General features: G+C 69.0%; 9 protein-coding genes. 4 read left to right on the plus strand and 5 right to left on the minus strand.

The genetic code is table 11. From position 1 onward, the window contains the following. Positions 1–90: 90 nt before the first annotated feature. The 4 genes from BBH68_RS20470 to BBH68_RS20485 all read right to left on the minus strand — a co-directional run bounded on the left by BBH68_RS20470 (position 91) and on the right by BBH68_RS20485 (position 10,310). A complete protein-coding gene (locus BBH68_RS20470; protein ID WP_065964574.1) occupies positions 91–4,422 on the minus strand; it encodes an Eco57I restriction-modification methylase domain-containing protein in 4,332 nt (1,443 codons plus the stop codon). Beyond that, on the minus strand, positions 4,419–7,646 hold the full coding sequence (drmD, locus tag BBH68_RS20475) for a DISARM system SNF2-like helicase DrmD (RefSeq protein ID WP_065964575.1): 3,228 nt from the start codon (positions 7,644–7,646) through the stop codon (positions 4,419–4,421). Before drmD ends, BBH68_RS20470 begins: the two co-directional genes overlap by 4 nt. 151 nt (positions 7,647–7,797) lie before the next feature. Next, the gene (locus BBH68_RS20480) at positions 7,798–9,279 is read right to left on the minus strand and encodes a serine/threonine-protein kinase (RefSeq protein ID WP_141713033.1); all 1,482 of its coding nucleotides are present in this window, start codon (positions 9,277–9,279) and stop codon (positions 7,798–7,800) included. A gap of 86 nt (positions 9,280–9,365) precedes the next feature. After that, positions 9,366–10,310, minus strand: coding sequence for a serine/threonine-protein kinase (locus tag BBH68_RS20485; RefSeq protein WP_076970752.1), 945 nt, complete (start codon positions 10,308–10,310; stop codon positions 9,366–9,368). Between the two features lie 200 nt (positions 10,311–10,510). On the opposite strand from BBH68_RS20485, the gene BBH68_RS20490 reads away from it, so the two are divergent. After that, entirely contained in the window at positions 10,511–12,604 is a 2,094-nt protein-coding gene (locus tag BBH68_RS20490; RefSeq protein ID WP_065964577.1) for an N-6 DNA methylase, read from the plus strand. Between the two features lie 91 nt (positions 12,605–12,695). Here the strand turns inward: BBH68_RS20490 and BBH68_RS44070 are convergent, their stop codons facing one another. Next, positions 12,696–14,162 carry a serine/threonine-protein kinase gene (locus BBH68_RS44070; protein WP_281182487.1) on the minus strand — a complete coding sequence of 489 codons (1,467 nt, stop codon included), beginning with the start codon at positions 14,160–14,162 and terminating at the stop codon, positions 12,696–12,698. Positions 14,163–14,367: 205 nt separating this feature from the next. Here BBH68_RS44070 and BBH68_RS20500 point away from each other — a divergent pair, with 205 nt between their 5' ends. The 3 genes from BBH68_RS20500 to BBH68_RS20510 are packed head-to-tail and all read left to right on the plus strand — an operon-like array spanning position 14,368 to position 21,119. After that, positions 14,368–16,128, plus strand: coding sequence for a PD-(D/E)XK nuclease family protein (locus BBH68_RS20500; protein ID WP_245738166.1), 1,761 nt, complete (start codon positions 14,368–14,370; stop codon positions 16,126–16,128). Beyond that, positions 16,121–17,308: a pPIWI_RE_Y domain-containing protein gene (locus BBH68_RS20505; protein ID WP_065964581.1), complete on the plus strand. Its 1,188-nt coding sequence runs from the start codon at positions 16,121–16,123 to the stop codon at positions 17,306–17,308. The genes BBH68_RS20500 and BBH68_RS20505 overlap by 8 nt, the downstream gene beginning before the upstream one ends. After that, the gene (locus BBH68_RS20510) at positions 17,301–21,119 is read left to right on the plus strand and encodes a pPIWI_RE_Z domain-containing protein (RefSeq protein WP_065964587.1); all 3,819 of its coding nucleotides are present in this window, start codon (positions 17,301–17,303) and stop codon (positions 21,117–21,119) included. Before BBH68_RS20505 ends, BBH68_RS20510 begins: the two co-directional genes overlap by 8 nt. Positions 21,120–21,138 lie beyond the last annotated feature (19 nt).

Here is a 21,138-nt window from a genome sequence, read left to right on the forward strand (position 1 = left end):
TGAGATCGGCTGGCGTGACACTCGCCGTACCGGATCAGGAGGCGCTATGGGTACGGCGACAGTGGGGGTGTGTACGGGTGGGCATGGAGGTCAGAAAATGGTGCCCTCGGGACGGAAGAGCGTTCCGTCATCGAAGTCGACCACGGCGGACTTCCTGGCCTGTTCTGCCTTCTTCCGCCATGCCTCGGCCGACGGCGGCGGCATGTCGGGGTGCTCCTTCGGCTTCTTGTGCAGCCCGAGGAGTACCTCGTCGGCGTACGCCTGGTGGTTGAGCTGGCGGAGCCTGTCGATGATCTCTGTACGAGCGAGGAGGCCGATGGTGTAGCGGACGCCTTGGTCAGTTTTGTGAAATCCGTGATCGAGTGGGAAGGCCTCATGGGTCGGGTCAGCAGGCGGTGTTGCACCAGTCTCGTCCAGGAGATCATGCCAGCCGTAGGCCTCAACGGTCGCCTTGTCGATCTCTTCGTGGAGACGGCGGAGTTCGACGATGTCAGCGTCCTGGCAGGTCTCGTCGTGGACGAGGTTGTAGGTGGCGGTTAGGCCGATGTTGCGGCGAATCATGAGCTCGCGGCGGAACTCGTCGAGACGGGTTCCGACTGTACGGAGGCGATCAGTGAGATTCGGGCGAACGAGGGTTTCGAAGACGTCGGTTGGACTGTAGTTAAGGTCGGCTTTCATGGTCGAACTGCGATCCAGGGCCCACCAGTAATGAGGTGAGCTGCTGAGTATGGCAAGCATTGCTGGGTCATCGGAGGCGAAAATTCCGAGTTTGTGTACGAAGACCGACCCTGTGGGGATCATGACCGGCATCACTGCTTTGCTGACAAGGGTAATAACAATGCATTTCTTGAGGTCGGCGAGTGCTCGGCTTAGGTCTCCCCGCGGGCGCCAGTACTGCCACCATCGACCCATCAGGCCAGCGTATGACTTAGGGTCTTTCTTCTCACATTCTGGCTTCACGTCGGATTCCAACTTGGCGAACGCCTTTGGATATTTCCGGGCTCGATCTTCAGGCCATTCGTGAAAGTTGATCACCCAGCGTTCGCTAGTGTGTGTTGGACTGTTGTTTACGTCCTGGCCGTTCAAGTACTGAAAGAGGACGTCTGTGTACCTTGCATCCTCGGAGATCCATTTCTGGGCTTCGCTTGCTGGGATCGTGAACCCAAGTGTGGTGACATTGACACCCTGAAAGGACATGTCTTTGTTCTCTATAAGTCTTGCGGCCCAAGAGGAAAGTCGCGTTTTTGGGTTCAGTGCCGTCGAGATTCCATTTGGGGTATTTTGGTCATTCAAGACTTGGGTCGCGCTCGCATTCATGGTCATTTTGCTGGTCCAGACTGCGCAATACTCAAGCTGGGCTGAACTTGAAGGCCAAGGGGCGCTCTTGATGGCTTTTCTAATCGTCACTTCCTTGCGTTCTAGTTGGTCGAGGCCAACTTCGCGTGTGTCTCCTTGGGCCAGAGTGTTAGTTGCCACCAATCCGGCCTGTCCTGCGCGGTTTAGCAGGGTGTGTACTCGCAGAATGAAGTAGGCGACCAAGTCTGCACTGCCGCGCTGCCCCTCGGCGACGTGGGTAACGAGAAACTCCCGATACGCTTCTCCCAATGGGCTAGTCAGTTTATGTCCGCCCAAAAATGGCGGATTCCCCACCACTGCATCAAACCCACCCCTCTCCGCAAACACCTCCGCAAACTCCAACGGCCAATGCACCGGCACCCGCCGCATACCCCCCTCCGGCAGCTCACTGGCCAGCCACTCCCGAGCCCGCCCCCGCGCCTCGGCCACCACCTCCGACCCCTCAACCTCATCCTCCGGCACGGCCACCACCCCCCGGGCCACCCGAGCCGCCATCGGGAACAGATCCCGCAGCCGCTCGCCGCCGTCCGCCTCATACCAGGGCACCCGCCCCGAAGCACACGTGGCCAGCGCGGCCCCCACGACCAGGTCCCCCACCAGCCGCAGCTTCGCCGTCATCTGCCGCACCTCACGCAGCAGCTCACGCTTCTTGCCCAGCGCCTCCGGCCCGTTCCCCTTTATCTTGGTGATCTCGTGCCGCTTCTCCACCACCTCGCCCACGAGACCCTCAACATCCGCCGCCGCACCCAGCAGGTCGCCCTTTTCCGGATCCAGGTGCACCGCCTTCAACTGCTCCAGCGACGTGACCCCCAGCAGCGAGTCCCCCGCCACCAGCCGGTCGTCCAGGAACGTGAACGGCCGCTTCGGGTCCATCGAGACCAGCCACAGCGACAGCTTGGCCATCTCCACCGCCATGGGGTTGATGTCCACCCCGTACAGGCAGTGCTCGATGATCTGGCGCCGGGCCTCGATGACCACGGGGTCGGAATCCGCGTCCGCGGCCGTCGCCTCGTCGACGGCCCGTCCGGCGCGGTACGCGACCGCGTCCTCGCGGCCGTCCCGGACCCACGCCTCGATCAGCCGGTCACCGAGATACCGGCACGCGGCCACCAGGAACGCCGCCGAGCCCATCGCGATGTCGGCGACCTTCAGCTCCAGGATCTCGTCAGCCGACTTCGGCACCCACTTCGCCTCGTCCGCTGTCTGGAGCGGCCCCGGCTCGTACACCAGGGGCTCCAGCGCGTGCTTGACGACCTCCTCCGCCAGCGTCTTCGGGGTGTAGTGCGTGCCCGTGTTCTTGCGCAGGGACGACTCCGTCACAAACAGCGAACCTGCCGCGATGACCACTGGCAGCCCCCGAAGATCCCGCCGCAGCAGGCCGAAGAACGGCAGCAAGCGCTCCGTCAGGGCCGCGTCCCGGCTCGCCGCCTGGAGCAGCCGCTTCGCCTCCGCCGCGGCCTCGCCCTTCGCCGGGACGAGCAACTTCTCAAGCCTGGCCACGCTCGCCGGCGGCTTGGGGTCCTTCCATGTGTCGTGGATCTTCTTCGCCAACGCCTTGACGTCCTTCACCGAAGCGGCCAGCGACTCCAGCTCCCGCAGCGGTACCTCATGTTCTATGCCTGCCGGGCCGATCAGGCCCACCATCGTCTCGACGGCGCGCTCACCGTCGTACGAGAGCAGACCCTCATACACGTAGCCGATCTGCTCGACGTCCAGCGCGCGGAAGCTGAGGGTGCGGGTCTCGCGCTGCCTGCCCGTGCCGACGCGGACCTCCTGGACCGACTGGAGCATGTGCAGGACGGTGCGGTCGTCGATCGGGAGGAGGGGGGAACCCTTCTCCAGCCAGGGGTATGTGTCGGGGTCGAAGATCGAGCCGTCGTACGCGGGGAGTTCGAGCTGTGGGTGCCGCACACCGTCGTGCACCGCGTGGAACAGGGCGATCAGGCGGTGCCAGGCGGCCGTGGTGTGTTCCAGGGAGGCCTCGCCCTCGGCGTCCGCCCTCGCCTTGAGCTCGGCGCGCAGGAAGCGGGCCGAGTACGACTGTGCGTAGACCTCGTTGTCGGCGGGGAGCAGACCGCGCTCCTCGGCGAACAGCAGGAAGACGACGCGCATCATGACCGCGACCGCGCCGCGGTACACCTCGCCGGCCCCGACGTTGCTCGCGCGCAGGCCGGGCGCGCCGTGTTCCACCAACCGCGCGTCCGCGCGGCCGATCGCGTCCACCAGCAGTTCCACGGCCTGGCGGACCTGGACGCCGAGGGCTTCGGTGACCTCGTCGCCCGCGGCCAGGCTCTCCTTCAGCAGGCCGACGAGGGTTTCGGGCTCGGCGTACTCGAAGAAGCGGCGGCGGCGCAGCAATGAGACAAAAGCCCGGACGACGTTGCGTTCGGCGGCCTCGTTCCAGTTGATGGCATCGAAGACGGCAGTCGTCGTGACGCCGCCGACCGGTGCCCACACCAGGCACCACCAGCGGCCGTCCGTGAGCAGGCCGAGCGGGATGTCGTGGTGGCGCAGCAGGCGGGCCAGGCGGTCGGCGGGGCTCGCCGACCAGACGTCGCCCCACTTCGGGCGGGCCGTGGGCGCGGTGCCGCTGGGCAGGGTCATCCCGAGGACGCGTACGCGTTTGGCGGCCGACTTCACGTCGGGCTCGGCGGCGAGGTCGAAGCCCGGCTCGGTGAGGGCGAAGTCGGCGCGCAGGCGGACGCCGTGTTCGGGCACGTCGAGGGTGAAGCGGTCCAGGGCAAGGTCCGGCACGTCCTCGGCCTCGCTCTGGCGCCACACCAGCGCGTCGCCCCATTCGAGGAGCGAGCGCAGCACGTGCGCCACCCATACGTCACGGCCGGCCGTGATGTCGGTCTGCCAGTCGGCGTGGTGGGCGCGCAGCCGGGCGCGCTGGTCCTTGTCGACGGCGTCGAGCTGGGGCCAGGCCCGGAGCAGGACAGGCATGGTGAGGAAGGGGCCGGAGACCTCGGTGAGGTCCAGCCACTCCTGGTGCTGGGAGCGTCCGTCGAGCGCCTTGGCCTTGGCTGCGGCGAGGCCTTTGGAGGCTGCGGGGCGGGGGCTCATCGGCGGGCTTCCTTTGCGGGGATGACGAAGACGACGGCTACGGGGAAGAGGTGCGAGCGCGGCTCGTGGTAGCGGGCCGCGATGGTGGCGAGCTCGCGTTTCCGCTCGGCCGCGAGAGACTCCACGCGGGCCTGCCAGCGCTCGCGGTCCTCGCGATACTGGCGCTGTTCCGCGGTCGTCACCTCGCGGGTGCCGAAGAGGGCGATCTGCTCGTTGTCGCCGTCACCCTCCTCCTTGAGTTTGGCGCGCAGGGTGGCCTCGAAGCGATCGAGGGTGGCGGTGATCCGCTCCTCCTCCTGCTTGCGCCGGGTGCTGAGCGCGCCTTCCAGGGAGGCCCGGCGTTCGCGGGCCCGGGCGGCGAGTGACTCGTACAGCGGGCCGTTGAGCCGGGGCCAGGCGTCGGTCAGTTCCTGGCGCAGTGCGGGGGCTGCCTCGGTGCCCTCGGTGAGGGCGTGGGCCAGGGCCGAGCCCTGGGTGCGTACGGAGTCCCAGCGGCGGAAGCGGCCGGTGTCGCCGAACCAGCCGCCCGCGTACAGGATCTCCTCGTGCAGGCGGGTGCCGTCGGCGGCGACCAGGACATAGCGCGCGTAGGCGGAGACCAGCGTGGTGCGGATCTCGGGGTGGTCGCTGACGACGGCCGCGACGCGGTGCAGGCCGACGCTGTCGGCGTTCCACACGGCGGCGGTGAGCAGCCGGGTGGAGAGCGCGACGAGCGGGTGCTTGAGGTGGGCGAGGACGATGTCGTCGCGGCCCTGGGCGGCGATCTGCGGGTCGAAGGTGACGGGGCGCTGCTCGGCCGGGCGCAGCTTGTGGGCCAGGCCCCGGGTGGCGCGCTCCCAGGTGCCCGACAGGGGCGGGACCTCGTACAGGCCACCCTCGAAGTCCTCGCTGTGGTGCGGGGCGAGGGGTTGCTGGTTGTCGAGTGCGAGGGCGGTGTCGACCACCCGCTTGACGTTGGCCGGGGTCAGGCCGAGGGTGTCGACCGTCTCCTGGTACTGGTCGGCCAGCCGCTTGGCCTGCGCGGTGACGTTCTGTTCGGCGGCGATGGTGCCACCGGTGTTCTTCCGCCCCGCGATCTGCTTCGGTTTGGCGTTCTCGATGTCGACCGGCGTCTGGTCGCCGGTCATGCGGCGCTGTACGGCGTCGGAGATGACGGCGTTGACGGAGCCGAGGTCCTCCTCCATGCGCGCGACCTTGCGGGCGACACGGGAGAGGAATTCCAGGTCGGCCTCGTAGGAGCCGGCCTTGGCCTGCTCCCAGCCGGCGCCGATGAAGTGGCTGATCTCCGGGTCGCACTTCTGGCCCCAGCGGTCGACGCGGCCGATCCGCTGCTCCAGCTTGTTGGGGTTGAAGGGGATGTCGTAGTTGAACAGCCGGTGGCAGTGGTTCTGCAGGTCGATACCCTCGCTGGCTGCGTCCGTGGCCAGCAGGATGCGGACCTTCCCCTCCTCGGTGGCGGGGTGCGCCTGGAAGCCGAGCCGGATTTGCTCGCGCTGTTCGGCGTTCAGCCCGCCGTGCAGGACCGAGACCCGGCCGCCATCGGTGAGTTCGTGCTGCTGGAGCAGGCCGAACAGCCACTTCTGGGTGTCGCGGTACTCGGTGAAGACCACGACCCGTTCGTTGGTCCAGTGCCGATCGGGGCGGCAGATGGCCTTGAGCTCGCCGATCAGCGCGTTGGCCTTGGAGTCGGCGGCGGCCTCGTGGGTGAGTGCCCAGCGCTCCATCTGCCGCAGCAGTTTGAGTTCCTCGCCGTCCTCCTGCGGGGTGAGGCTGGTGGAGCGGGTCAGGGCGTCGTCCTCGGCGTCGGCGAGGCCCAGGTCGTCGAGGTCGGCGGCGAGGTCGGCGAAGTCTTCCAGCCAGTCGGGGACTTCGGCGGCGGCCGAACGCGGGCGGCCCTGGGTGTCGTCGAGGTGGGAGAGGTAGATCTGGACGGTGTGCAGGAAAGCGGCGGGGGAGGAGAACAGCCGCTTCTTCAGCAGCAGGGTGACGAGGTCGGCGGCGCGTCGGCCGCCCCGGGCCTTCGGGGCCATGCGGTTCCTGCGCAGATCGGCGAAGCTGCTCAGCAGGCCGTGAACCTCGCGCTCCAGGTCGGTGTATTCGACGGGGATCTCACGGGTCCGGCGGGTGCGGAAGCGCGGCGTGCCGTCCGGGTTGGTGACATTGGACTTCAGGCGGCGGACGACCGTCTCGTCACGTGCTTCCTTGTCGGGATCGACACCGCGGGCGAATTTCTGGTTGTCGATGAGCTCCAGCAGCGCGGTGTACGACTCGGGGTAGCCGTTGTGCGGGGTGGCGGAGAGAAAGAGGCGGTGCTCGAAGTGCGGCACCAGGCGCCGGATCAGCTTGGTCTGCTGGGAGTCGACCGCGTACACCTGCTTGGGGGCGGCGGGCGCGACATGGTGGGCCTCGTCGAGGACGAGGAGATCGAAGAAGCGCCGCGGGCGGGCCGAGTCGTCCGTGGCCTCGTCACGGGCCGGGATCACCTCGTCGAGGAGGCGCTGGGCCTTGCTGCCGCGCAGCCACGGCAGCGAGACGATGGTCAGCGGGTGCACGCGGAACGGGTTGGCGGCGGTGCCGTGCGTGCGGCGCAGCCGCGCGCAGTGCTCGGAGTCGACGATGGTGAAGTCGAGGCCGAACTTGTCGTGGAGCTCGTCGCGCCACTTCAGGGTCAGGCCCGCAGGGCAGACGATCATGACCCGGTGTGCCCGGCTGCGCAGCAGCAACTCCTGGACGACCAGACCGGCCTCGATGGTCTTGCCGAGGCCGACATCATCGGCGAGGAGCAGGTTGACGCGGGGGGCGCCGACGGCGCGGGAGACGGGTTCGAGCTGGTAGGGCTCGACAGCGACGCCGGAACGGAAGGGCGCCTGGAGGGTGCGCACGTCGGCGGAGGCCACCGCTGACCACCGAACGGCGTCGAGGAAGGCGGCCAGCCGCGAGGGTGGGTCGAAGCGGCCGGTGGAGGCGTCGGGCAATGATCCACGGTCCAGGACTCTGCGGCCCGGCTCGATCTCCCATATGACCGAGAGCGTGTCCCCGAAGCGGCCGTCGGCGACCGACTGCAGATGGATCAGGCTCGCGGCGCGTTCGTTCGCGGGCGGAGCCGGCTCGACTCGGGCGACCACCCAGCTCTGCCCGCGCACCTCGACCAGGTCACCCTCCTCCGGGAGTCGGTCTGATGCGTCCGCGGCTGTGATGCGCCTCCGCTGAGCCGCCTGCGTCATGGTGCCGCCTCTCCTCCATAGCCGGTATACGCCCTCATATACGGCATTGACCCTACGCAATTCACGGCATGTGGTGGAGCCAGTCCGTACAGGTAGGGTAACAAGGAAAGAGTCATGTGAACATAGTTCACAGTCGTCCGCTGTAGCCTGGCTATGCGGATTCGATCAGGCGGTCGAGGCGTACGAGGAGCGCGTCGGCGCGGGCGTGCCGCTCGTCCGAGGTGGGAAGGATCCGGTGCTGGTCCGCGACCAGGCCGCCGAGCTGCTCTCGGGCGTCCTGGATGAAGCCGCCGCGCGCGGTGAGCGCGGCGATCTCGTACCGGGTGTCGAAGACAGTGGGGTCCACCGCCCCGAAGACGTGCTGCTGTACCGGGAGCAGCGCTTCGAACTCGTGCAGCGCCTCCGGGGTGCGGCCGAGCTCGGCCAGGCACCGGGCGGTCCCCATGCGGCATGCGAGGACGTCCCGGTCAGTCTTCGGGCGCCGCTTGCGCAACGCGCCGCCCAGGGCGAAGTAGGCGTCGTATGCGCGCGTGAAGTCCTGCGAAGCAAGCAGCACCTCGCAGAGAGTGAGCCGCAGGGGGACGAGCTCCGGGTCGTCAAGGGGGCGGCGCAGGCCGCGCAGGTGCTCGCCGAGGAGGGCAGCCGCTGTCGCGTGCTCGCCCCGGTCCGCCAGCGCCCGGACGCGCTCGGTGACTGAGGCCGAGGGCTGTGGGGCCTGTGGTGCTTCGTCCTTGGCTACGGGTTCCGGCTGAGGTCCGCTGGGGGCGAACAGCCGGCGGAGGAGGGAGGTCGGCTGCTCCAGGCATGTCCGGGCCACGTCCTGGACTTCTTCTGTCGAGGGGCGCTCCTCGGGTTCCTTGGCGAGCAGCCGCATGATCAGGTCCGCGAACGCCGGGGGCGTGTCGGGGCGGTGCTCGGTCAGCGGGACGGCCTTCTCGTTCATGTGTTTCAAGACCAGAACGACGGGAGCGGCGTCCTTGGGGAGTTCGAAGAGCGGCTTCCCGGCCAGGATCTCGTAAAGGACGCAGCCGAGCGCGTACAGGTCGCTGCGCGCGGTGGCCTTCCGGCCGCAGGCCTGCTCGGGTGACATGAAGCCGGGTGTGCCGAGCCACTCGCCCGACCTGGTGAGCGGCGTCTCGTCCGGGTCGGGTTTCAGCGCCGCGGCGATACCGAAGTCGAGCACCTTGACCGTGTTGTTCGGGGTGAGCATGAGATTCGACGGCTTCAGGTCGCGGTGGATCACATGGATGCGATGCGCGTGCGCCAGCACGTCCGCGGTCTGGAAGGCGACGGCCGCGGCAAGCTGAACGGGGAAGGGTCCCTTTTCCTTGAGCAGCTCGGACAGAGTGCTGCCGTCCACCAGCTCCATCGCGATGTACAGGCTGTTGTCCTCGCGGCGGCCGGTCCCATGGACCGTCGGCACGCTCGGATGGCCTATCCGGGCGGTGAGCCGGGCCTCCCGCTCGAATCGCCGCTCCAGGCGCGGCAGATTTCCGGGCTCGCCGTGAGAACTGAGGAACTTGACTGCTACCAACCGGTTGAGCTGTAGGTCCTCCGCGGCCCACACCTCGCCCATCCCGCCCCTGCCAAGGCGGTTTCGCAGCCGGTAGCGCTCCTCGAACGTGCCTCTCACACCCAACTCCCGGGTTTCGGTGGCCTTTTCCGCGCGGGCGGACACTCGTCTTTCCGTCCATTCTCGCCCGTGCCGTGACGGGGCGATCACACGGGGTACGGGCCCTGGGGCAGTACGAAGGGGCGTCGCGGGTCCTCGGGGCCGAAGCTTCGCAAGGCGGCGGGGCCGACGGAGGGGGCGGGGAGCCAGGGGCCGAGCGCGCCGTAGACCTCGGCCGCGGAGGCCGGGCGGTCCTCGCGCTCCTTGGCCAGTAGCGCGAACACCAGCGCCTGGAGCTGTACGGGCGTGTTCACGCCGAGTTCGGCGAGGGTGGGCGGGGATTCGTGTAGATGTCCGCTCGCCACGGCCGTTGCCACCTTCGAGGGGAAGGGCGGGGTACCGGCGAGGAGATGATGCAGCAGGCAGCCGACGCTGTAGAGATCACTGCGGGCATCCAGGGCCGGGAACCCGCTGAGAAGCTCCGGAGAGGCGTACCGGAGGTTGCCGATGAGCTGCCGGGTCGTGGTCAGCCGGGAGCCGTCCCCCACTACCACCTTCACCAGCCCGAAATCGAGGATCTTCACCACGCCGTCGCGGCGGATCATCACGTTCTCCGGCTTGATGTCCCGGTGCACCAGTCCCGCGGCGTGCGCCGCCGCCAGGCCTGAGCAGATCTGAGCCGTCACCGCGACGGCCGAGGTCGTATCGAGGCGTTCCCGCTCGCCCAGAAGCTCGCCGAGGGTCGCTCCGTCGACCAGCTGCATCGCGAGCCAGCGCAGCTCGCCGGTGACGTCCGCGTCGTAGACGGTCGCGACGTTCGCGCTGTCGAGCCTCGCCGCCGCCCGGGCCTCGCGCTCGAATCGGAGCTGGACACGCTCGCGGTCCCTCTCATCGGCGAACGCGTCCGCGTCCATGATGATCGTCTTGACGGCGACCGCCCGCCCCAGGCGCAGATCGGTGCCCTTCCAGACTCGCCCCATGCTGCCCCGGCCCAGGGGCTCTTCCAGCCGGTAGCGGTCTCCCAGTACCGCTCCTTCACGGTCGGCGCGCATGCCCTTCCTTCCCCAGTGCGGTCAGTCCGTGCGTGGGGGAGCGATCGTACGGCCGAACCACCGGCTATTTCTTCCCATCGGACTGTGAACAAAGTCAATGGTCGTAGTAGCCTGGCCATGGGCGGGGATGCGATGGCTTGTTTTGCGTACACCTACAGGGCCTGATAGGCCACTCTGATCCGTATCGCCTGGGAGTCCACATGACGTCGTCACGCGCCGTGCCGGTGACCTTGGCCGAAATCGCTCGGCTCGCGGGTGTCGGGCGTGCTGCGGTCAGCAACTGGCGCCGTCGGCATGACTCCTTTCCGGAGCGGATCGGTGGCACGGACCTCAGTCCGCAGTTCTCGCTGGCTGAGATCGAGGCTTGGCTGCGCGACAACAACAAGCTCAAGAACGCCGCGGGCCGCGAGTGGCTCTGGCCCCAGTTCGAGGCACTTGGCAGCCGCGACGAGACAGGTTTGGCGGTCGCGGCCGCGGGGCGGCTGATGAGCGGCCCCGGGGGAAAACGGAAGACCACAGGCCCACTCGGCCCGGCGGACCTGCCCGGGCTGTCGGACCCCGCGCGGGAGCTGGTCGGTAAGGCGCTGGAACTCGGGCGGCGCGAAGGCCCGGCGGAAACCTTCGAGTTCCTGCTGCGGCGCTGGCTCGACGTCCATGTGCGGCAGATCAGCACCACGCCTGCGCCGCTGGCCACGCTGATGGCCGAACTCGCGATCCGCCTCCGGGCTCGGGGCCGGGCCGTGAGTGACGGCAGCGGCGGCGTGCTGACGATCCTCGACCCTGCCTGCGGCACAGGGCATCTGCTGGCCGCAGCCTCGGGAAACTCTCCGGCCAGGCTGATCGGGTGCGATCGCGATCCGGTACTTGCCGAACTCGCGGGCGCCCGCCTCACGCTGCTGCCAAGCCTCACCGGTGCCGAGCCGGCTTCTCGCGTCGAAGCGGCCGACTCCCTGCGCGCCGATCCATTCGCCGACACGCGAGCGGATCTGGTGCTGTGCAACCCGCCCTTCAACGAACGCGACTGGGGGTACGAAGAGCTCGCCACGGACGCACGGTGGGCCCATGGAATGCCGCCGCGCACCGAGCCCGAACTCGCCTGGGTCCAGCACTGCCTCGCCCGGCTGCGCCCCGGAGGGACCGCCGTCGTCCTGCTCCCGCCCGCCGTGGCGACCCGCAGGGCCGGACGGCGCATCCGAGGGTCACTGCTGCGCACCGGACAGCTGCGGGCCGTCGTAGCGCTGCCTCCCGGGTGCGCGGCCCCGCACAGCGTGTCACTGCACCTGTGGATCCTGCGGATGCCCGCGACCGGGGAAACGGCGCAGGGCGTAGGCGAGCTCTTGCTTGCCGACGGTGTCGCCCGCTTCCCACGGGTCTCGGCACGGGACTCCGTACCGGACTGGGAGGCGCTCGGCGCTTTCGTCCGATCAGCCGTCGATGCGGTCGGCCAAGAAGGCTTGGCGGAAGACAGGGCGTCACTCTCATCGGAGCATGCTCTGCCGGAGTGCGTGGCCGCCGTGCCCGTCATCGATCTTCTCGATGACGAGGTGGATCTCACCCCAGGACGCCATATCACCCCCAGGGCCTCCGGCGACGGCCCTCGACTGTCCGATTCCTGGAGCGAGTTCGGCAAGCTCGTCGCAGACATCGGGGACACCGGCGGACGCCTCGCCGCGCTGGCCCTCTCGGATGCCGAGACCGGCACCCAGCCGACGACGACCGTGGGTGAACTCGCCCGAGCCGGCGCGCTGACGCTTCGCGGAGGGCAGCAGCCCGCGAACGGGACAGTCTGCGAGGGGCAGCCCGCCGACGGCGGAGTGTCCCTGCTCACGGTCCCCGACCTGCTCCTGGGCGGTGAACCCCGCAGCTGGCTCTCCCGGGCGGACGCCGAGGCGGCCGGCACAGCCGTCGCGGAACCGGGCGACGTCGTGGTCGCGGGCGTGGCTCGGGCGTTTTCGGCCTGGGTGCACCAGGGCCGCCCCCTCGCACTGGGGCCCCAGTTGTACGCGCTGCGCGTTCACCCCGACAAACTCGACGCCTGGTTCCTCGCCGGTTCCCTGCGCGCACCCGCCAACGCACGGCAGGCCGGCACGCACGCGTCCAGCTCCTCACGGGTGGACGTACGGAAACTTCAGGTGCGCCAGGTTCCGTTGGCTCAGCAGCGGCAGTACAGCGAGGCCTTCCAGCAGGTGGCCGCATTCGAAAGACTCGTCACCCGCCTGAACACCCTCGGCGGCGGGCTCGTGCGTGATCTCAGCGATGAGCTGGCCGCGGGAAGGCTGTCCGGCACTGTGTGAGGCCCTCGGACTCTGCTGACTCTGCCGCCCGGGCCCTCGGTACCGGCGGCCGGGGCGGGCAGACCCTACTGAGTACCAGCCGTGCGGTTCGTCACCCCTGAGCGGCACCTGGATCGGCGAGCCGTTCGGCGATGTCGGTGTCGACCTCGCGGCGCACCTTCTCCACTTGCGAGGCCAGCGACATGGGCAGCCCGGCAGCCACGTGTCCGGCCACTTCCACCACGCCGATAGCCGCCTCGATCTCACCGAACGCGAGGCGGCATTCGGCGACACGAAGCCGCAGTACTGCCCGATCCGCCCGCTCCTGCGGGCCGTCGCCCCGTATGAGATCGTCGGCGATGCCCTGGTAGAAGCGCGCCGCACCGCCACAGTCACCGGCCAGCCGGAGTCCCTCGGCCGCCAGTTCCCAGATTCGGCGGACCAGGGGGCGTCGCGAGCCCCACTCCGCGCGCGCCCGGTCGGCGAGACCCGCCAGGTGCCGTACCGCGTCATCCGGGTCGCCCTCGTGGATCTCGCGCTCGGCCGCCGCGCAGAGCACTTCCAGGGCATGCGCGTTGAGCCATTCCCCGTCTGCGTCCGTGTACGGGTCGGGGGCGGTCGGGAAGGCGGGCGCCTGGGATTGACGCTCCACCGGGCTGTCCCGAGGCTGCCGGAGGGGCGCCGTCGGATCGGGGCGTAGCCGTGGTTGCGGCTCGGGGTCGCCCGGGTGAGGCCCCAGCGGGCTCAGAACGTCGAGGACTTCGTCGACGGTGGGCCGCTGCTCCGGGTCCTTGGCGAGCATGCGGAGCATCAGGTCGTCCAGTTCCTCGGGGACTCCGGCCGCGTACAGGCCCGGCGGCAGTGGATCGACCTTCAGGTGCTGCTCGACCAGCCCTCGGGTCTCATCCATGACGAACGGCGGCCGACCGGCGAAAAGCTCGTAGCAGACGCAGCCGAAGGAGTAGATGTCCGTACGTGTGGTCGGCTCCTTCTCCAGGATTTGCTCAGGCGCCTGGTAGCCACGGCTGCCGAGAGTCGAGCCGTGCCTCGTGTACTGCGTGACGTCGATGCCCAGCGGCTTTGCGATGCCGAAGTCGAGGAGGGCGATCACCCCCTCGTCGGAGATCATGACGTTCTGGGGTTTCAGATCCCGGTGCACCACCGGAAGCGTGTGTGCGCAGGCCATGGCGTCCGCCACCTGTACGGCTACGGCGACCGCGACGGTCAGGGGCAGCGGGGCGTACTGGGCGAGGAACTTGTGCAGCGTCACACCCGTTACGAGACGCATCACGAGGTACGGCATCCCCTGGTGCGAGCCCTGGTCGTACAGCTCGGGGATGCCGTGGTGGTCGAGCCGCCGCAGGAGCGTCGCCTCCCGGCGGAACCGGGCGCGGAGCACATCGTGTTCGGCCAACCGCTCGCGGGTGTCGAGCTGCTGGAGATTCACGAAATCCGAACGCAGGAACTTGACGGCGACATCTCGGCTGATCACCAGGTCCCTGGCGCGCCATACCTGGGCCATCCCGCCCTTGCCGATCGACTCGGTCAGCTCATAGCGCCCGCCGACGACCTCTCCCACGCGTATCCCCTGTGAGCCCGTGTCCACCGCTGCGCCCCTTTTTGCGCCTTCACTGCCTGGAGCCCATCAGAATACCGTGAAAGCTCTCTGTTGAGAGCCGTGTGTGGACTTAGTTCACATGTAATGCCATGCTGGATGGCGCGTTCGGCAACTCATCGCTGGACGCGCACGCCCCTGCCCATGACCGCCCTCACCAGGGGGAACGATGCAGAATCCGCCGGGGACCACCGGCCATGGCTGGCTGGTCAAGGTGAGCTCCCGAATTGCCCGCCCTGACCCGACGGCATGCCCCACTCACCTGCGGACCGCCGTGCGGCCGCTGCTCACCGCGGACCCGCCCATACCGTTCCGTCCCGCACCGCGCGAGGAGTTCGGGCCCGGGCCGCTCTTCGCGGCACTGGACCTGTGGGAGCACGACGACTGGCCCCTGGAGCGCGTACTCGACGAACTCCGCGGCGTCCACGGTTCCTTCCGCGGCCGCAGCGCACCCGCCCACCCCGCTCTGTTGGCGTGGACCGTCGAGGCCCTCGATCGGTACGTCGCTGCCCGCAGTGCGGAGCAGGGAGCGGCGCGTGCGGCCGGACTCCCGCCGACCCTTCCTGTCCGACTGAGCTGGACCGTGCGCACCGCGAAGCGGGAGGCCCCCGACGCGCGCGGGGCGCGGCAGTACCAGCACACGACCTGGGGCCGTCAGTACGCCTCTGCGGACGGCTCCGTGCGGGACCTGTGGATCCCCTCTCTGGGCCGGGCCAAGCCGGACCGAGCCGCTGCGGAGAAGGCGGCCGTCGCGTACGTCGTGGCGTTGGGCGCGCCGGTGCCACGTCAGCGGCGCGGCACCGAGCCGCCGACGGACGCGACCGACAGCAGCCGGCCGCCGGAACGGGTACGGGTCTTCGACTTCGGCTGTGCGGACGGCAACGTCACTCCGCTGCTCGACTGGGGGCAGGCCGAGATGCGGCAGCAGTTCGCCGACCACGCGGCGCCCGCCTTCCACAAGGCCGCCACCGCGGTCGGTAGGCGGCCGGGTCCTAGTTGCGTCGAGTGCAAGGCCATCAGCCAGTGCGGCGCACTGCGCCGAACCCCGGGACTGTGGGGTGGGGTCCCCGGAGCGCCACTGCGCCGCCGCCGCTCGGTGTCCGTCTGGGACCTGCGGCTGCACAGCGAGTGCCCGGCTCAGTACCACCTCGTACGGCAGCTGCATCTGGACGACCTGACCACGGAGAACGGCGGAGCGCGCCGGGGCCGCGCCGTGGACGCCTGGCTCAACGAGCGGCACGGAGTGCGCCCGGCCCGCGGCTGCCGTGACCTTCCGGTGCCCGACGCCTCCTCGATACCGCCGGGCTTGGCTTTGGACGCGACGCTCGGCCGGGCCGCGGTGCGCATGATGGAGAGACACCGCGCGCTGTGCCCGCTGAACGGGATCGGGCCGCATGAGAAAGTGCTGGTGCAACACCCGGTAACCGCGTACGTGCCCGAGCTCGACGTCGTCGTCCTTGCCGTGCCCGACCTGGTGTACTCGCATCGGGGACGGTTGATCTGGCGGGAGACCAAGACATCGTCCCGACCCCTCTTCGAGGGTCACTCCCTGATGCGGGCCTATCCCCAGCTCGCACTCGGGGTCCTGCTGTTCTCCGCCGGAGCGCTGGACACCGATCCGCGGCGCTCCTGGATTGAGTTCGAGTTCCTGTGCGAGGACCGGGCCTCCTGCCGCCTCGAACGTATCGACCCCAGCCGACCCGAGAACGTCGCCGAAGCCCGCGAGGTCATCGCCGGGCTCGCACAGCCCCTCCTGGACGACACGTCGTACGAACCCAGGACCGGGCGGCACTGCCACAGCTGTCAGGCACGCACCTGGTGCAAGCCGGGCACCGCCTACGTCGCTGATCATCCCCAGACCGCCCCTGGTCCCGCCTCACTCGGAACGGACACTGATCGCGCCGCTGAGGAGGGGAGCTGCCGTGCCTGATCGACCGCTGGTTCCGGACTGGCTGGCCAATCCTGACGTGGTGCTGGTGCGCGACGTTGCCACGGCGGTCATTCGGCTCGATGGGGTCGAACGCCTCGACTCGTTCACCCTGCCCTACCCCGCCGAGGCCCAGCGAGCCCTGGACGCCATGGTCCTCGCATGCCTGCGCACCGCGGCGCGGCCACCCTCCGGCCTGCCCGAGCTGATCCGCTGGTGCCGTACGCGCCCCCTGGATAGCTGGCCACTCGACCGGATTCCGGAGAGGCTGTTCGGGGCCGAGGACCGGTTGATCGACGCGGAGTCCGGGGAGCCCACGCAACTCTGCCACGAACTCGCCGTCAAGGGAGTGGGTGACAGCACCGGACGGCAGTACGACCGGCTGGTGATCCATGAGGCCATGCGTGCTTGCCGCGACGCGTCGTCCCCAGAGTCATACACCGCCTTCCGCCGGCTTCTCGTCACCCGTCCCGTGCTGACCGAGGCGGAGTGGAGCGAACTGAGCAACGATCTCTTCCTCGATCCGGTCTGGTTCCTGGTCGAGGAGATCTACGCGCCTGCCCCCGCCGGGTGCCGCAAGGATGGCGCCTACCTCTGCTGCGGGCGCTGCCTGACGCTGCTCACGCCACTGGTGGAAGGGGGCTGGTGGTGCGAGCGAGACCAGTGTCGCTACCAGGGCGCCGCACCTCATGGCCGTCTGCTCGAAGCCGCCGACGTGGGCGAGCTCCGCCAGCTCCGCCGACCGCTGCGCCAGTTCGTCACCGGGCCCGGCCGGGCAGAGGTCGATCTCGAACGAGAGCTGCGGAAGCTGGGGCTCGCGGTCGAGATGTGGCCCGGCTACGACGCCTATGACCTCAGAATCACCTTTCCCGACAGCCACGTGTGGGCGGTCGACGTCAAGGACTGGGCACACCCTGGATTCCTCGGCAGTGCGGCCGAAGCAGTGCGACCCGATCCGCCACATGACGAGGCCTGTTGGGTGGTGCCGCGCTTCCGCGTGCGGACCCGTCGTGACTACCTGGACGTGTTCGCTCAGAAACGGCCTGCACACGCCGCCGGCCTGCGGCTGCTGACGGACGACCAGTTGATCAAGGCCGCACGTGCGCGGCTGTGCGGTGAACGCGGGCTCGGCGCCCGTATCGCACCACCCGCCACGCCAGAGAACGGAGCGGACCATGCGTGATCGCAGCAGCTGGTACCGGCACCTCGCCGCCGACCTCAAGCCCTGGCCGCAGGAGCACGCGGGCACAAAGCCCGCGCTGCTGTGCCAGGTCGAACTCGGCCTGCGGCTGCTGGAGCGACTCGCTCCCAGCCGGGCCGCCGACGGGGTGTGGGTGCTCCTCGGCGGGTACCCCTTCGCCCAAGCGCTCGGCCTCGTCACCGGGCCCGCCGACCAGCTGGCGCTCACCGCCGCACGCCATTTGCTGTGGCCGCTGCGCCGACGGCGCATGTGGGAGCAGAGCCTGGAGGCGTATCTTGAGCTGCCCGAGCGCCTGCGTGCCTACCGCGTTCCGCCGGGCGGCGGCCCCGCCCGGAGCGTCGGCCCGCCCGTGGCGGCGCACCGATTCGCTGTGTATGACGCGGCACTCGGCGGGCTCCCGGAATTCTCGACGAACCCCCTTCCACAGGCCACGGCAGGTACGCACCGGTTCATGGAACGACGTCGGCACGCGTCCGTCGCGGTGCCGGCCGAGCTGGTCCTCGAACCGGGGCCGGGCCACGACCTCGATGCCGGCCGCGTGAGCCGTGCCAAGCCTGGCCGGCCGAGCGGGCCGGACGGGCCGTGCGGCGACCCCCTCAGTGTTCCCCTCGACGAACTTGAGGACACCGCCCGATGGATGGACGAGGAGGAGCGCCGACGCCGCCTCAAACCCGGGAACTGGGCTCAGAGGTTGACCCGGCTCGGGCTCGACACACGTGCGGCGGACGGGGCAGTCTTCGAGGAGTCGCGAGTACTGACGCTTCACCAGCTCACTCACTTGGTGGGCATGGTCGGGGCGGGAAAGTCGACCCTGATGACCCTGCTGGCCGTCTGGGCTCACCGTAACGAGCTGCGCATCACCCTGGTCGTCGGTGACGTCGCCGAGCAGCTCACACTCACCGACCTGTTCCGCGGCCTGGGGCTGCGCGCCTCGCTCGTCCAGGGCGGCTCTACACGGCAACAGCACACCCAGCGGCTCCACCGACGGCTCGCAGCACGCGGAGCGCACTCCCTTCTGGCCCACACCAGCCGGACCTTCGCCCATCTCAGCACGGCATGTCCTCTGGACGCGCTGCGCGGTCTGGACGCGGCCGAGCCCCTCCGCTACGCCGACGCACCCTGCGGTGGCCTGCATCCCATACACCAGCAGGCCGCGCCGGACGAGTCCTCCGCCGCGCGGGCCACCCGCGAACTACAGCGGGCTCGCGGCGCACGACTGGACGACGCGGGTGCCGAGACGCTGGACACCGAGGAACTACGGGATCCCCACGCATGCCCGATCTGGGGTGCCTGCCCACGGCACTCGGCGGCACGCGATCTCGTGGACGCGCTCATCTGGGTGGCCAACCCCGCGAGCCTGGTGCAGACGGCGGTGCCGCGCCAGCTCAACGCCGAACGCCTTCGCTACTTGGAACTCGCCTGTCTGCGCAGCGACATCGTGATCGTGGACGAGGCCGACCGGGTCCAGATGCAGCTCGACCAGATGTTCGCGCCCTCGGCCACGTTGGTCACCACAGGCCCCGAATCCTGGCTCGACCAGCTCCAGACTCATGAGATCGCCGAGCTGGCCAGGCAGGGCAGACTGCAACTCTCCGACCAGGACGTCGAGCGCTGGTCCGCGGCTCTCGACGTGGTCGGCTCGGCGGCCGACCGGCTGTACGCGATGCTCATCGGAGACAAGGAGCTTCGGGACTGGGTACAGATCGACTACTTCAGTGCATGGACCCTCCAGGAGAAGTTGCTTCACGCCTGGTACCCGACGCGTCCGATCTCCTCCGACCAGGACGTCGCACCCGATCAGGAACACATCGCCGACCAGCGCGGCGAAATCGATCCGGATATCGAGGACGAAGCGGATCTCTACGAGGACGACGAGAGGCTGGAGGAGGGGGCTGCCGAGGTAACTGCTCCCGCCGACGTCCCCTGGGCGGCTCGCAGCCAGGAAGTGAACGACCTGTTCGATGCCTTCCGCGACGATCCGCTCGGCGATCGCGGGCCGTACGGGACGGCCACGGACACGCTGGTCCGGCTCACTCACGATCTCCTGCACACTCTCAACGAAAAACACACGCGCAGGCGGGTGCGCGTCCTGCTGGACACCCTGCTTGTCGGAGCGCCGAGGCCACAGAAGCCTGCGGCACCTGCCCCATCGGAGGCGGAGCAGAAGCAGAATGCCGCCTCAAAGAGTGGGCCAAGTGGGTCGAAGGCACCCCGCTTCAGCGAGGAGTGGCTCGAACTCAATGCGCAGCGGCTGGAGTTCACTCTCATCCTCGCCGCTCTTCACCAGCGCCTGGACCGCGTCACCTTCCTGTGGCCGCAGGTGGAAGCGGCTCTGCGACTCGACCCGGGCGGACACGAGCTGACCCGACGCCCGCCGCTCGACTACGCCCCCTTGCTGCCCGAGGCACCGATGGGCAATGTGCTCGGCTTCCAGTACCTGCTCGACGAACTTCGCAACCCATGGGACCGCGATGGACGTCGCACGGGTACCCTGCGTTTCTTCCGGTGTGCCGGCGTGGGCCGTGAACTCCTGCTGTCTCTTCCTCAGCTTGGCGCCGACCCCGGACGGCAGGACCCCGGTCCACACGTGCTCCTGATGTCCGGCACCAGTTGGGCGGGCACATCCACCCGTGCCCATGTGCTCGCTCCAGTACAAGCTGTGCTCAAGCCACAGCCGAGAGAGCTGAGATCGATCCGCGACACCGTGTTCCGCGTCGAGTTCTTGTACGACGACTCGGGGCTTCCGATCCGCCTGTCGGGACAGGACCCCGAGAAGCGGGAGGACGTCCTTCGCCTTCTGGTGCACAAACTCGCACGGCCGGGCAGGGACGGCAGCGCGAGTCTGCTCCAAGAGGAACTGGCACAGATCCGCGACGAGCGCCGTCGGCGGGCACTGCTGCTCGTGGGCAGTTATCGCGATGCGTCGGTGGCAGCCGACCTCCTCGATGAGATTCCACGCTGGCGAGGCCGGGTGCGCGTGCTCGTCGCAGACGACGCCGAGCTCGAAAACGCGGTCGACGGTGAGGTGCCGGTCGGCGCGTCGGCGCACCGGGCCGGAGCGGTGCGCCGGGGTGACCTCGCTTCCTTCGCCGACGACCCGGACGCCGAACTCCTAGTGGCGCCCCTCCTCGCCGTAGAGCGCGGACACAACATCCTCACGGTTCCGCAGCGGCCCGGTGAGGAGCGAGTGGCTGCCTTCGGGACGGTGTTCTTCCTGGTCCGTCCGCACCCTCGCCCCGACGACCTCTCCCTCGCCGTCTTCGCCATCAACGACTGGGCCGCGCGTTTCGTGCGCGACCAGCCCGGCCTGCCGCAAGGCACCTTCAGCGAGCTGGTGAGCCAGGCCGACGATCTGAACGACGCAGGTGGCGCCTTTCGCACGAAGGCCCGCGGCGTGTGGCGACACCTGCTGTCACGCCCGTACATCTACTCGGCGCTTTCCGACGCCGAGAAGGAATCCTTTGCATGGGACCAACTGGTCACCATCTGGCAGGTGATCGGGCGTCTGGTCCGTGGGGGCGTACCCGCACGGGTCGTGTTCGTGGATGCTGCCTTCGCTCCCCGGCTTGCCGCAGCCCAGGCCCGCGCCCTTCCAGCGAACCGACGCCCACGCTGGCTCAACGACCCAGGGCTGCTGATCCGGCTGCGCGACGTGCTCGCTCCTTACTTCGCCCCCGACGGCAATACCGGTGACTTCCCGGACCCGGCTGACCCTTCACTGGTCAGACTGCTCTACCGCCCCCTGTACGAGGCGCTGTGCGGAATCGAACCGCATCGGCTCAGGTCGAACTGATCAACGATTCCGCGAGCCG

The organism is Streptomyces sparsogenes (genome assembly GCF_001704635.1).
GTDB lineage: Bacteria > Actinomycetota > Actinomycetes > Streptomycetales > Streptomycetaceae > Streptomyces > Streptomyces sparsogenes.